Source organism: Pseudomonas sp. NPDC087185, assembly GCF_044744955.1.
GTDB lineage: Bacteria > Pseudomonadota > Gammaproteobacteria > Pseudomonadales > Pseudomonadaceae > Aquipseudomonas.
In genome coordinates, this window is the sequence record NZ_JBIUZK010000002.1 from 187,510 (window position 1) to 200,880 (window position 13,371).

Annotated in this window: 8 protein-coding genes; 5 read left to right on the top strand and 3 right to left on the bottom strand. The window is 64.4% G+C overall.

The features are described 5' to 3' along the window. Nucleotide 1 precedes the first annotated feature (1 nt). Both ACIPIJ_RS06150 and nagZ read left to right on the top strand, forming a co-directional pair. Entirely contained in the window at nt 2-526 is a 525-nt protein-coding gene (locus tag ACIPIJ_RS06150; protein ID WP_401073851.1) for a L,D-transpeptidase family protein, read from the top strand. A 22-nt stretch (nt 527-548) separates the two neighbouring features. Further along, the gene (gene nagZ / locus ACIPIJ_RS06155; RefSeq protein WP_401075694.1) at nt 549-1,547 is read left to right on the top strand and encodes a beta-N-acetylhexosaminidase; all 999 of its coding nucleotides are present in this window, start codon (nt 549-551) and stop codon (nt 1,545-1,547) included. Between the two features lie 51 nt (nt 1,548-1,598). Here nagZ and ACIPIJ_RS06160 read toward each other — a convergent pair whose 3' ends face one another. Genes ACIPIJ_RS06160 through mfd form a run of 3 tightly spaced genes read right to left on the bottom strand, consistent with a single transcriptional unit; the run spans nt 1,599 to nt 8,955 of the window. Continuing rightward, nucleotides 1,599-4,922 (bottom strand): SNF2-related protein, encoded by a 3,324-nt coding sequence (locus ACIPIJ_RS06160; RefSeq protein WP_401073854.1) that lies wholly within the window; start codon nt 4,920-4,922, stop codon nt 1,599-1,601. A gap of 1 nt (nt 4,923) precedes the next feature. After that, nucleotides 4,924-5,496 (bottom strand): CsiV family protein, encoded by a 573-nt coding sequence (locus ACIPIJ_RS06165; protein ID WP_401073857.1) that lies wholly within the window; start codon nt 5,494-5,496, stop codon nt 4,924-4,926. 9 nt (nt 5,497-5,505) lie between these two features. Beyond that, nucleotides 5,506-8,955 carry a transcription-repair coupling factor gene (gene mfd / locus ACIPIJ_RS06170; protein ID WP_401073859.1) on the bottom strand — a complete coding sequence of 1,150 codons (3,450 nt, stop codon included), beginning with the start codon at nt 8,953-8,955 and terminating at the stop codon, nt 5,506-5,508. A 168-nt stretch (nt 8,956-9,123) separates the two neighbouring features. Between mfd and ACIPIJ_RS06175 the strand changes: the two genes are divergently transcribed. From ACIPIJ_RS06175 to sthA, 3 genes are all read left to right on the top strand, one after another. Then, the gene (locus ACIPIJ_RS06175; RefSeq protein ID WP_401073861.1) at nt 9,124-10,587 is read left to right on the top strand and encodes a glyceraldehyde-3-phosphate dehydrogenase; all 1,464 of its coding nucleotides are present in this window, start codon (nt 9,124-9,126) and stop codon (nt 10,585-10,587) included. Nucleotides 10,588-10,722: 135 nt separating this feature from the next. After that, the gene (locus ACIPIJ_RS06180; protein ID WP_401073864.1) at nt 10,723-11,721 is read left to right on the top strand and encodes an FAD:protein FMN transferase; all 999 of its coding nucleotides are present in this window, start codon (nt 10,723-10,725) and stop codon (nt 11,719-11,721) included. A gap of 213 nt (nt 11,722-11,934) precedes the next feature. Continuing rightward, on the top strand, nt 11,935-13,329 hold the full coding sequence (sthA, locus tag ACIPIJ_RS06185) for a Si-specific NAD(P)(+) transhydrogenase (protein ID WP_401073866.1): 1,395 nt from the start codon (nt 11,935-11,937) through the stop codon (nt 13,327-13,329). The last annotated feature ends 42 nt before the right edge of the window (nt 13,330-13,371 follow it).

Consider the following 13,371-nt stretch of genomic DNA (forward strand, 5'->3'; position numbering starts at 1 on the left):
CATGCCCGACCTCGATTTATTGCATATTTCCCTCGCCGACCAGCGCCTCTATGGCTTTGCCCGTGGGCAGCTGCGTGTGCGCTTGGGCGTGTCCACGGCGCGCAAGGGGGCCGGTGAACGCAAAGGTTCCGGCTGCACGCCACGCGGTCTGCACCAGGTGCGCGCGAAGATTGGCGCCGGCTTGCCCCTCAATGCCGTGCTGCGCGGGCGGCGCTGGACCGGTGAGGTCTGGTCGCCTGAGCTGCATGGGCAGTACCCCGGGCGTGACTGGATCCTCACCCGCATCCTCTGGCTCAGTGGCTGCGAGCCAGGTATCAATCGCCTGGGTGCGGTGGATACGTTCCGTCGCTATATCTACCTACATGGCACGCCTGACACGGAACCCTTGGGTGTACCGCTGTCCCATGGCTGCATACGCTTGCGCAACACCGATCTGCTTGGCCTGTTCGAGCGTGTTCCGGCGCATTGCCCGGTGCGCATCGACGAGGCCGCATGCCCCCAGTGGGCTTCTTTAAGTCTGCAATGAAGGATTGCCTATGACCGTCAGCCTGCAAGGCTCACTGATGGTGGATATCGCCGGTAAATGGCTGACCGCCGAAGACCGCCAGCTCCTGCGCCAGCCAGAAGTGGCCGGCCTGATCATCTTTGCCCGCAACATCGAAAGCCCGCGCCAGGTGCGTGAGCTGTGCACGTCCATCCGCGCCATTCGCCCTGACCTCATACTGGCCGTCGACCAGGAGGGCGGGCGGGTGCAGCGCCTGCGCCAAGGCTTCGTGCGGCTGCCGGCAATGCGCGCCATCGCCGATAACGCCAATGCCGAGTACCTGGCCGAGCAGTGTGGTTGGTTGATGGCTACCGAAGTATTGGCGGTGGGCCTGGACCTGAGCTTTGCCCCGGTGCTCGACCTCGATCACCAGCGTAGCGCCGTAGTCGGCAGCCGCGCCTTCGAGGGCGACCCGCTGCGTGCCACGCAACTGGCCGGTGCCTTCATTCGCGGCATGAACGCGGCGGGCATGGCGGCCTGTGGCAAACATTTCCCGGGGCATGGTTGGGCCGAGGCGGATTCGCACGTTGCCATCCCCACCGACGAGCGCAGCCTCGAGCAGCTGCGCCAGGCAGACCTGGTGCCCTTCACCCGCCTCAGTGGCCAGCTGGCAGCGGTGATGCCGGCGCACGTCATCTATCCCCAAATCGACAACCAGCCGGCCGGCTTCTCTCGCCGCTGGCTGCAGGACATCCTGCGCGGCGAGCTGGGCTTTGACGGGGTGATCTTCAGTGATGACCTGTCCATGGCCGGTGCGCATGTGGTCGGTGATGCGGCCAATCGCATCGAGGCGGCGCTGAGTGCGGGTTGCGACATGGGCCTGGTGTGTAACGACCGGGCCGCGGCAGAGCTGGCCTTGAAAGCGGCGCAGCGGTTGAAAGTCAAACCATCGCCGCGGATTGCGCGGATGCGTGGCCAGGGTTTTGCCCGTACCGATTACCGCCAGCAGCCGCGCTGGCTGGAGGCGCTGGGGGCATTGCGCGAGGCGCAGTTGGTCGATTGACCGTGTCGGCCTCTTGGCGGGCTTGTCCCGCGAAGAGGCCGCAACTGACTGCTAGCGGCTGCGCTTTCCTGGCAGCGGGGCAAATAGCGCCTCGATCTCCTCATCCCCCAGCCGCCACTGCCCAGCCTCGCCACCGTCGAGCAGGCTTGCCGCCAGCGCGGCCTTTTCCTGCTGCAGCTGCTGAATCTTCTCTTCCACCGTGCCCCGCGTGATCAGTTTGAACACGAACACCGGTTTGTCCTGCCCGATACGGTAGGCGCGGTCGGTAGCCTGGTTCTCGCTGGCCGGGTTCCACCACGGGTCGAAGTGGATCACCGTATCGGCCGCCGTCAGGTTCAGCCCCACGCCGCCGGCCTTGAGGCTGATCAAGAACACTTCACTGTCGCCCCGCTGGAACTGTTGCACCGGCGTGCGCCGGTCACGGGTGTCACCGGTGAGCAGGCTGTAACGGATCTTGCGCTTTTCCAGCTCCTGCTCGATCAGCGCCAGCATCGAGGTGAACTGGGAGAACAACAGTACCCGGCGGCCTTCGCTGAGCAGCTCTTCGAGCATTTCCAGCAACGCGCCGAGCTTGCCTTTGTCGGCCTGATTGCCCTTGGTTTCCACCCCTTTTACCAGGCGCAAGTCGCAGCACACCTGGCGTAGCTTGAGCAAGGCATCGAGGATCACGATCTGGCTGCGCGACGCGCCATTGCGGGCAATTTCGTCACGCACCTTCTTGTCCATGGCCACCCGCACGGCTTCGTAGGTGTCGCGCTGGGCATCGCTGAGTTCGACCCAGTGGACCACTTCGGTCTTGGGTGGCAGCTCGGTGGCAACTTGTTCCTTGGTGCGGCGCAGCAGGAACGGGCGAATGCGGGTAACCAGGTGTGACAGGCGCTCGGCATCGCCATGGCGCTCGATCGGTGTGCGGTAGTCCTGGTTGAAGCGTTTGACTTCACCCAGCCAGCCGGGCATGAGGAAATGAAAGATCGACCACAGCTCGCCGAGGTTGTTTTCCATCGGCGTGCCGGTCAGGCACAGGCGCTGGTTGGCCTGCAGCTCGCAGACGGCAAGGGCGGCCTTGCTGGTGCTGCTTTTGATGTTCTGCGCCTCGTCCAGCACCAGTACGCTCCACGGCTGCGTGCGCAGGTGTTCGAGGTCGCGCGGCACCAGGGCGTAGGTGGTCAGCACCAGGTCGTATTCGTGCAGTTTGGCGAAATGCTTGCTGCGGCCTGGGCCATGCAGGGCCAGCACGCGCAGGTCGGGGGCGAAGCGTTGGGCTTCGTCAAGCCAGTTGGGCACCAGGCTGGTCGGCATGACGGCCAGGGCCGGGTGGCCGAGGTGACCGTTTTGTTTTTCCAGCAGCAGATGGGCCAGGGTCTGCAGTGTTTTGCCCAGGCCCATATCATCGCCAAGGATGCCGCCGGTGCCCATTTCACGCAGGGCTTGCAGCCAGTTCAGGCCTTGTTGCTGATAGGGGCGCAGGGTGGCATTGAGCGTGGTGGGTGGTTCGACCTGCAGGTCGCGCGCATCGCGCAGGCGCCGGCCCAGGTCGCGCACATGGGTGCCGCCTTCCCAGTGCAGGGGCAGGTGTTCGATGTCGTTCAGGCGCGCAGCGTCGGCACGGTCCAAGCGCAGTGCGGGGCCGGTGCTGTCCTCGTGCAGGTACAGCTCGCCGAGGGTGCCCATGACTGCCTTGATTCGCCCGTAGGGCAGGGCGACGCGCAGTGCGGGGCTGTCCTGCCGGCCACGGTTGAGGTCGATCAGCAGGTGCTCGTCGTCGCTGCGCCGGGCCAGCTCGCTGGGGCGCAGCAGCTCGGGGTTGCTGCGCAGCAGCTGCAGCACGATCGGCAACAGGCTGTGGCGCTGGCCTTCGACGACGATGCCCAGTTCCAGGTCGAACCATTCATGGCCCGGCGCTTCGTCGATGCTGGCGTACCAGTCGTCCACCTCCTGCAGGTTGAAGGCGAAGTCGCGGTGGATGTCGATTTCCCAGCCGGCCTCGCGCAGGCGTGGCAGGCCATCGCGGGCGAAGCGCAGCCAGGCTTCGTCGTCGGGGAGCTGGAGCATTTCGCCGGCGCTGTCGGGCAGGGCTTTGCTCTGCCGGGTGGCAGGTTTGAAGCCCAGGTCGCGCAGGGTTTTGCGCAGTGCCTGCTCGGCCTGGGGCTGGCGGCGAATACGCTGGCTGGTGGCGTCGACCAGGCGGGTCAGCGGCTTGTCGTCGCTGCCGCTGGCGCGCAGGCCGTCGTAGTCGAACGCCAGCGCCGCGCGGTGCTGCATCTGGCGCTGCATGCGGCCGGTCTTGGGCATGTAGGCGCTGAATTCGAGGCTGCCAAGGGTCAGTCGGCCCTTAGGCTTGATGTCTTCGATCTGCTCGGTGCTCACGGCAGTTGGGGTGGGGACTTGGCGGTTCAAGGCGTTCAATCGATGACTCAAGGGTACGACCAGGTGTTCGGGCACGGTAGGCGCGCGCGCGAGTTGGCTGGCGATGAAAGGGTCGAGGTCGTGGCGCAGCTTGCCGGTCAGATGCCCCTGCTTGTCTACGTAGTACATGGGCTCGATGGGCAAGGCGTGCAACTGCACGTTTTCGCTGTGGTACCAGGCGCCGCGATAGCTGCCATTGTCCAGCCGGACCCAGCGGAAATCGGCGTGCAGCTCCGGCCCGGTCAGCAGCGGCTCTGGGTCGTCTGCATACAGCAGCCGGCCGGTGGCCAAGGCATAGCCGAACAGCTCGGCGCCCTGCTTGCCTTCCAGCTGCACCACGGGCGCTATGCCTTTGCTGCGGGCGTCGATCAGGCGCAGCAACCGAGCATCTTCTTCGGTCACGTAGCGGGGCGTGTAGTAGATCAATTCGGGCATCGATGTGATGCGGCCCAGCTTCAAGCTGCCATCGGCTTGTCGGGTGCCCTTGACCGCCTCCAGCTGGCAATGCTCGCGGTCCATCTGGATGCGGTAGTAGATGGCAGGGCCTTTGCGTGCCGGCTCGCGGGTGGCGGGCTGGGCGGGGCGCTCAAGCGCCTGCATCCACTGGTTCAGGTCCGGTGGCAGCGAGAGCGCGGCCTGTTCCTGAGTAACCGGGGCGTCCAGGTCACTGTCGCCATTTTGCACATGCAGCAGGGTTGCGACGCAGTGCTTGCAGTTGAGGCCCACGGGGCAGCTGCAACGGCCGAACACGCGCAGGTCGGGGCCGTTGATGACCAGCTCGATGTTTTGATGGTAGGACTGGCCCGCCGACCCCTCACAGCTCGACTCGATGCTTTTTTCATGCAGCGACAGGATTGTGCTGCGCTGCTGCGCGGCATAACTGCGCCCTCTGGCAAGCGCCCCGGCATCGATGAAATCGATCCAGGCCGGGTACGCCCTCAACAACTGCTGCGCATTGCCCGCGCTCACATCACTGCTCCATCATCTCCGGGTCCATCACCGGCATCTTGCGGGTGCCCGGCGCCGTGACCTTCAGCAGTATCGCCAGGTGGCCACCGTCGAGGAAAGTCAGCTGGCCGCCTTTCATGTTGCTGTTGCTCTGCTTGAACTGCTCGCTTTGCAGCACGTTGCCGTTGCTGTCGAGCTGGTTGACCCAGAAGTTGGCGTCCACGGCGATGAAGCGGCCGTTGGTGATGCTCATGTTGCCCTCGATCGGGAAGTGCCCGAACTGCTCCTGGCCCGCGCTCACGGCGATGCGGCTCGGCCCTTCGACGACCGGCTGCTGCCAGGCCTTGTGCAGCAGGACGGTGTAGTCGGCGGTTGCCTGCAGCCGTGTGGCTTCATCCTCCAGCGCTAGCGGGCGCTCGGCGCCTTTGTCCAGGCGGGGCGCACCGGCGCTCCAGTCTTCTGGCGCGAACGGGCTGGTGAAGGCGGGCACGCTGTTTTGCCGCACAAGGATCATTTCCACCTGATACTGGCCTTCGGCGAAGGCGGCCGGCGCGAACAGCGCAAGCAACAAAGTCAGGCAACGGATGGCACGCATGGATCTTCCTTAGGCTGTCTGTGGGGTCAGGCGCTCGAACAGCGCCTCCAGAGTGTTGAAGCGTTCTTCGGGGCGTTCCATCGGCACCAGGAAACGGAACTGGGTTGCGCCCTCGAACTTGTAGCGTTTGGGCTGGCCCTGGATCAGCTTGATCAGGGTTAGCGGGTCGACCGGGGTCTCGGCCTCGAACTCGAGCTTGCCGCCGTTGGGGCCGGCGTCGACTTTCTTGATGCCGAGCTTTTCCGCCTGCAGCTTGAGCAGGGTCAGGCGGATCAGGTTCTTGGTCGGCTCGGGCAGCAGGCCGAAGCGGTCGATCATCTCGACCTGCAGGTCCTTGAGGCCTTCCTCGTCGGCCGCCGAGGCAATGCGCTTGTAGAGGATGAGCCGCGCATGTACGTCGGGCAGGTAGTCCTCGGGGATCAGCGCTGGCAGGCGCAGGTTGATCTCCGGGCCGCCGCCCAGCGGTTGTTCCAGGTTCGGCTGGCTGCCCTTGCGGATGGCCTTGACCGCGCGCTCGAGCATTTCCATGTAGAGGGTGAAGCCCACGGCCTGGATCTGCCCGCTCTGGCCTTCCCCGAGCAGCTCGCCGGCGCCGCGGATTTCCAGGTCGTTGGTAGCCAGCACGAAACCTGCGCCCAGGTCCTGGGTGTTGGCGATGGCTTCCAGGCGTTTCTCGGCGTCGCTGCTGACCTTCTGCCGTGCTGGGGTGAGCAGGTAGGCGTAGGCCTGGTGGTGGCTACGGCCGACCCGGCCGCGCAGCTGGTGCAACTGGGCCAGGCCGAACTTGTCGGCGCGCTCGATGACGATGGTGTTGGCACTGGGCACGTCGATGCCGGTCTCGATGATGGTCGAGGCGATCAGCACGTTGAAGCGCTTGTGGTAGAAGTCGCTCATCACCTGTTCCAGCTCGCGCTCGCGCATCTGCCCATGGCCGATGCCGATACGCGCTTCCGGGACCAGCTCGGCAAGGTCGGCAGCGCATTTTTCGATGGTCTTCACATCGTTGTGCAGGTAGTACACCTGGCCGCCACGCAACAGTTCACGCAGCAGGGCTTCTTTGACCGTGCTGTTGTTCTGCTCCATGACGAAGGTGCGCACCGACAGGCGCCGAGCCGGCGGCGTGGCGATGATCGACAGGTCGCGCATGCCGGCCACGGCCATGTTCAGGGTGCGCGGAATTGGCGTGGCTGTCAGGGTGAGGATGTCCACCTCGCTGCGCAGGGCCTTGAGCTGCTCCTTCTGGCGCACGCCAAAACGGTGCTCTTCATCGATGACTACCAGGCCCAGGTCCTTGAAGCGCACATCGTCCTGCAACAGCTTGTGGGTGCCGATGAGGATGTCGATCTTGCCTTCGGCCAGCTCCGCGGCGGCGCTGGCCACTTCCTTGGCGGACTTGAAGCGGCTCATCACCTCGACCGTCACCGGCCAGTCGGCGAAGCGGTCGCGGAAGCTGTTGTAGTGCTGCTGGGCGAGCAGGGTGGTAGGCACCAGCACTGCTACCTGGCGGCCACTGTGCACGGCGATGAAGGCTGCGCGCATGGCCACTTCGGTCTTGCCAAAACCAACGTCACCGCACACCAGGCGGTCCATCGGCTTGGCCGCGAGCATGTCGGCGCGTACCGCTTCGATTGCGTTCTGCTGGTCGGGGGTTTCCTCGAAGGGGAAGCCTGCACTGAAGGTGGCGTAGTCGGCGGCCGGGTCGGCGAACGCGTAGCCTTTGCGCGCGGCGCGGCGGGCATAGATGTCGAGCAGTTCGGCGGCGACGTCGCGCACCTGTTCGGCGGCCTTGCGCTTGGCTTTCTGCCAGGCTTCCGAGCCCAACCGGTGCAGCGGCGCCAGGGCGTCGTCACTGCCGGTGTAGCGGGCGATCAGGTGCAGGTTGGCCACAGGCACGTAGAGCTTGGCGTTTTCGGCGTACTCCAGGGTGAGGAACTCGGCGGCCTGGCCGTCGATTTCCAGCGTCGCCAGGCCCAGGTAACGGCCCACACCATGGTCGATGTGCACCACCGGCGCGCCTTCGCGCAGCTCGGTGAGGTTCTTGATGACCGCGTCGTTGGCCGCCTCGCCGCGTTTGTCGCGGCGCCGGCGTTGCATCACGCGCTGGCCGAACAGCGGGCTTTCGGCGACCAGCGCCAGGCCAGGGTCTTCGAGCAGCAGGCCTTCGTCGAGCGGGGCGATAGTGATCGCCAGGCGCTCCTTGCCGGTGATGAAGTCGGCCCAGCCTTCGACCGTCTGCGGCCTCAGCTTGAGGCGTTCGAGCAGCTCCAGCAGCACCTCGCGGCGGCCCGCCGATTCAGCGGTAAACAGCACGCGGCCGTCGAACTGGTCGAGGAACTCGGATAAAGCTGCAAGCGGCTGGTTGGCCTTGGCCTCGATGGCCAGGTTGGGCAGGGCGCGGGCCGGGAAGCGCTCGCGACCGGCGCCGGCCTCGACGTCGTCGGGGCTGACCACCACCCGTGGCCACTGCTTGAGCTGGGCGAAGCAGTCTTCCACGGGCAGGAACAGTTCAGCCGGTGGCAGCAGTGGGCGTGTCAGGTCGCCGCGGCGGTCTTCATAGCGCCCGCGTACATCGTTCCAGAAGTGCTCGGCGGCCTGCTCCACGCCCGGTAGCGAGAATACCTGGGTGTCGCTCGGCAGGTAGTCGAACAGGGTCGAGGTTTCCTCGAAGAACAACGGCAGGTAGTACTCGATACCCGCGGGGATGATGCCGCTGGCCAGGTCCTGGAAGATCGCGCTGCGGCGGAAGTCGACGTCGAATCGTTCGCGAAAGCGTGCCTTGAAGCGCGTCACTTCTTCCTTTTGCATGGGGAATTCGCGTGCCGGCAGCAGGCGGATCGAATCGACCTTGTCGATCGAGCGCTGGGTCTCCGGGTCGAAGGTGCGCAGGGTCTCGATCTCGTCATCGAACAGGTCGATGCGGTAAGGCAGTTTGCTGCCCATCGGGAACAGGTCGATCAACGCCCCGCGCACGGCGAACTCGCCGTGCTCGTAGACCGTGTCGACGCAGCGGTAGCCGCTGGCCTCCAGGCGCGTGCGCATCTGTTCCACGTCAATGGTCTGGCCCACGTCCAGCACCAGGCTGCTGCCGAGCAAGAAGCGCGTCGGCGCCAGGCGGTGCAGGGCGGTGGTAATCGGCACGACGAGGATGCCATGGCTCAGCTCAGGCAGCCGGTAAAGGCTGGCAATACGCTGGGAAATGATGTCCTGGTGCGGCGAGAACAAGTCGTAGGGCAGGGTTTCCCAATCCGGGAACGGCAGCACCGGCAGGTCGGGGGCGAAGAAGCGCAGCTCCTGCTCCAGACGGTCGGCAGCCTGGCTGTCGGCGGTCAGCAGCAAGGTGAAGCGGCCAGCACTGCTGGCGGCCTCGGCGATGGCAAGGCTGAGGGCGGCACCGGGCAGATTGCCCCAGGTTTGTTTGCCGGCCGTGGCCGACATTTGCGGTAGGCGCAGAACTGACACGGGAGATTGCACTCCAAGCGTTGCGGCAAAGAGATCGATTGTACCGGTGCCGGTGCGTGCTGTCAGGCTCGAAAGGGGCATGAACGCAGGCTTCGGCCGCCGCGACAGGCGCTCATTGCCGGTTACGCGTTGGGGCGTCATAATGTAGCCCCTTTTTTCTGTCCCTACATGTGGAAGGTTCCCGTGACTCAGAAGCCCGACCAGTGTCTTGGTGAGTGGATCGATCGTGAAGCGCTTGCTGAAGCTATGATCCCGCTTATCGGTCAGCTCTACCGCAACAACAATGTGGTGAGCTCGATCTATGGCCGCAGCCTGATCAACCGTTCGGTTATCTCGATCCTCAAAGCCCACCGCTTTGCGCGTCACCGTCAAACCGACGAAACCGAACTGTCCGTCCACGAGACATTCCCCCTGCTCAAGGCCATGAGCGAGCTGAAACTGGGCGCCGCTTCGGTTGACCTGGGCAAGCTGGCCAACAAGTTCAAGCAGGAAGGCAACGGCAAGACCGCCGAGCAGTTCGTGCGTGAAGAGCTGGCCGACGTGGTTGGCCAGCAGAACGCATCGGCGCGCAAGGGCACCGACGTCGTCCTGTACGGCTTTGGCCGCATTGGCCGCCTGCTGGCGCGCATCCTGATCGAGAAGACCGGTGGTGGCGACGGCCTGCGCCTGCGCGCCATCGTCGTGCGCAAGGGTGCTGAAAACGACCTGGTCAAGCGCGCCAGCCTGCTGCGCCGTGACTCGGTGCACGGCCCGTTCGATGGCACCATCACCATCGACGAAGCCAACAACACCATCACCGCCAACGGCAACCTGATCCAGGTTATCTACGCCAAGAGCCCAAGCGAAGTCGACTACACCCAGTACGGCATCGAAAACGCACTGATCGTCGACAATACCGGTGTATGGCGTGACGCCGATGGCCTGGGCCAGCACCTGGCCTGCCCGGGGGCTGCCCGCGTGATCCTCACTGCACCTGGCAAAGGTGCGCTGAAGAACATCGTGCATGGCATCAACCACGCTGACATCGCCGCCGATGACAAGATCATCTCGGCCGCCTCCTGCACCACCAACGCCATCGTGCCGGTGCTCAAGGCTGTCAACGACAAGTACGGCATCATCAATGGCCACGTCGAAACCGTTCACTCGTTCACCAACGACCAGAACCTGATCGACAACTTCCACAAGGGCAGCCGTCGTGGCCGCGCCGCGCCGCTGAACATGGTCATCACCGAAACCGGTGCCGCCACTGCAGCCGCCAAGGCACTGCCAGTGCTCAAGGGCAAGCTGACCGGCAACGCCATTCGCGTGCCGACGCCGAACGTGTCGATGGCCATCCTCAACCTGAACCTTGAGAAGGCCACCAACCGCGACGAAATCAACGAGTACCTGCGCCAGACCGCCATGCACTCGGAACTGCACAAGCAGATCGACTACGTCAGCTCGCAGGAAGTGGTTTCGACCGACTTCGTGGGCTCGCGCCACGCCGGTGTGGTTGACGCCGAAGCGACCATCGCCAACGATAACCGCGTTGTTCTGTACGTCTGGTACGACAACGAGTTCGGTTACAGCTGCCAGGTGGTTCGTGTGATGGAAGACATGGCCGGTGTGAACCCGCCAGCGTTTCCACGCTGATCCGCTTGTAAAGTGTTAAAGAAACGGGAACCTTCGGGTTCCCGTTTTTTTTGCTTGTATTGATGGTGTCTGTGCCGGCCTCTTCGCGTGCTTGCTCTGCGAAGAGGCCGGCACAGACACCCGAGAACTGAATTTTTGCGCACAGCCCTCCTGTTCATCCTGATGCTCCTGACCGCCTGCAACCAGGGCCCGACCCTGGAGCGCCTGGGCGGCCCGACCATGGGCAGCAGCTACAGCATCCAGTACGTCCGCGAACCCGGCGGGCCCGCACCTGTGCAGGTGCAGGCGGCAGTGGAAACCATCCTCCAGGGCATCGACCAGCACTACTCGACTTACCGCGGCGATTCCACCGTCAGTCAGTTCAACCAGCTCCCCGCCAACCAATGCCTGCAACTGCCGCCCGACATGCTTGAACTGGTCTCCCTCGGCCAGCACCTGGCAGAACAAAGCGATGGTGCCTTCGACCTCACCGTCGAGCCACTGCTCGACCTCTGGGGCTTCGGTCCCCAGGCCCGCCATGAGCAGGTGCCCGACCCGCTGGCGCTGGCCCAGGCGCGTCAGCGCGTGGGCTACCGGCACCTGCGCATCGAAGGCCAGGCGTTGTGCAAGGATGCCCCTGTGCAGCTGGACTTCAACAGCATCGCCGCCGGCCACGCCGTCGACCTGATCGCCACGCGCTTGCGTGCCATGGGGATAGGCAACTTCATCGCCGAAGCCACCGGCGAGCTCAAGGCGCTTGGCCGCAAACCTGATGGCAGCCCATGGCGCATTGCCCTGGAGTTGCCCCGCGAAGATCGCCAGATCGCTCGGCAGGTCATCCCGGTCAATGGCCTGGGCGTATCGACCTCGGGTGACTATCGGCACTATTTCGAGCAGAATGGCCGGCGTTATTCGCACACCTTCGATGCCCGCCTCGGGCGCCCGGTCGAGCACGACCTGGCGGCCGTCACCGTGCTCGATGCCTCGACCTTGCAGGCCGACGGTTATTCGACCCTGTTGCTGATCCTTGGGCCAGAGCGCGGCTGGGACTTTGCTATCGCGCATGGCCTGGCGGCGGTATTGGTGACTCGGGCCGAGGGTGGCTTCGTCTCCCGAGCTACGCCCGCATTCGAACGGGCGCTGAAAGGCGAGTGAAAGCGCAAGCAAGGAAGATCGCCGCCAGGGAATCGGTGGATGCACCCGATGCACATGTAGTGCAGGCAAAATTGGCCTACGACGCGACCAAGGGTTAATGTGCGCGGCGTTCACGCTTGATTAGACTGCACCCGAATTTTCTCATGGCGCCGCGGCGGCATGATCGAGTCCCGCGGCGACCGTGGCCAGCGGGCCAGTTCTGAAGGAGTACGCATGGCTGTCTACAACTACGACGTAGTGGTGTTGGGTTCCGGCCCGGCCGGAGAAGGCGCGGCAATGAACGCCGCCAAAGCAGGGCGCAAGGTGGCGATGGTCGACAGCCGTCGTCAGGTCGGTGGCAACTGCACCCACCTGGGCACCATCCCGTCCAAGGCACTGCGTCACTCGGTGCGGCAGATCATGCAGTTCAACACCAACCCGATGTTCCGTGCCATCGGTGAGCCGCGCTGGTTCTCCTTCCCGGACGTGCTCAAGAGCGCCGAGAAGGTGATCGCCAAGCAGGTCGCCTCGCGCACCGGCTACTACGCCCGCAATCGCGTCGATGTGTTCTTCGGCACCGGCAGTTTCGCCGACGAGCAGACCATCGAAGTGGTCTGCCCGAATGGTGTGGTGGAAAAGCTCAACGCCAAGCAGATCATCATCGCCACCGGTTCGCGCCCCTATCGCCCGGCCGACATCGACTTCCACCATCCGCGAGTCTATGACAGCGACACCATCCTCAGCCTCAGCCACACCCCGCGCAAACTGATCGTCTACGGCGCCGGCGTGATCGGTTGCGAGTACGCCTCGATCTTCAGCGGCCTGGGTGTGCTGGTGGAGTTGGTCGACAACCGCGGCCAGCTGCTGAGCTTCCTCGACTCGGAAATTTCCCAGGCGCTGAGCTATCACTTCAGCAACAACAACATCACCGTACGCCACAACGAGGAGTATGAGCGGGTCGAAGGCTTGGACAACGGTGTGATCCTGCACCTGAAGTCGGGCAAGAAGATCAAGGCCGACGCCTTGCTGTGGTGTAACGGCCGTACCGGCAACACCGACAAGCTGGGCCTGGAAAACATCGGCATCAAGGTCAATAGCCGTGGGCAGATCGAGGTCGACGAGGCCTACCGCACCGCCGTGCCGAACATCTACGGCGCCGGTGACGTGATCGGCTGGCCGAGCCTGGCCAGCGCCGCCCACGACCAGGGCCGCTCGGCGGCCGGCAGCATCGTCGACAACGGCAGCTGGCGCTTTGTCAACGACGTGCCGACCGGTATCTACACCATTCCGGAGATCAGCTCGATCGGCAAGAACGAGCAGGAGCTGACCCAGGCCAAGGTGCCGTACGAAGTGGGCAAGGCGTTCTTCAAGAGCATGGCGCGTGCGCAGATCGCCGGCGAGCCGCAAGGCATGCTGAAGATCCTGTTCCACCGCGAAACCCTGGAAATCCTCGGCGTGCACTGCTTCGGTTACCAGGCTTCGGAAATCGTCCACATCGGCCAGGCGATCATGAACCAGCCGGGCGAGCTGAATAACCTGAAGTACTTCGTCAATACCACGTTCAACTACCCGACCATGGCCGAAGCCTATCGGGTAGCTGCTTACGACGGCCTGAACCGGCTTTTTTAAGCGGCTCCGACCGGTGGCCTGAGCCGGTCGGGGAGACCGATT

Excerpts from the sequence above, each read along its gene's own strand:
- ACIPIJ_RS06150 (WP_401073851.1), top strand. The coding sequence starts at position 2 with ATGCCCGACCTCGATTTATTGCATATTTCCCTCGCCGACCAGCGCCTC.
- sthA (WP_401073866.1), top strand. The coding sequence starts at position 11,935 with ATGGCTGTCTACAACTACGACGTAGTGGTGTTGGGTTCCGGCCCGGCC.
- ACIPIJ_RS06175 (WP_401073861.1), top strand. The coding sequence starts at position 9,124 with ATGTGGAAGGTTCCCGTGACTCAGAAGCCCGACCAGTGTCTTGGTGAG.
- ACIPIJ_RS06165 (WP_401073857.1), bottom strand. The coding sequence starts at position 5,496 with ATGCGTGCCATCCGTTGCCTGACTTTGTTGCTTGCGCTGTTCGCGCCG.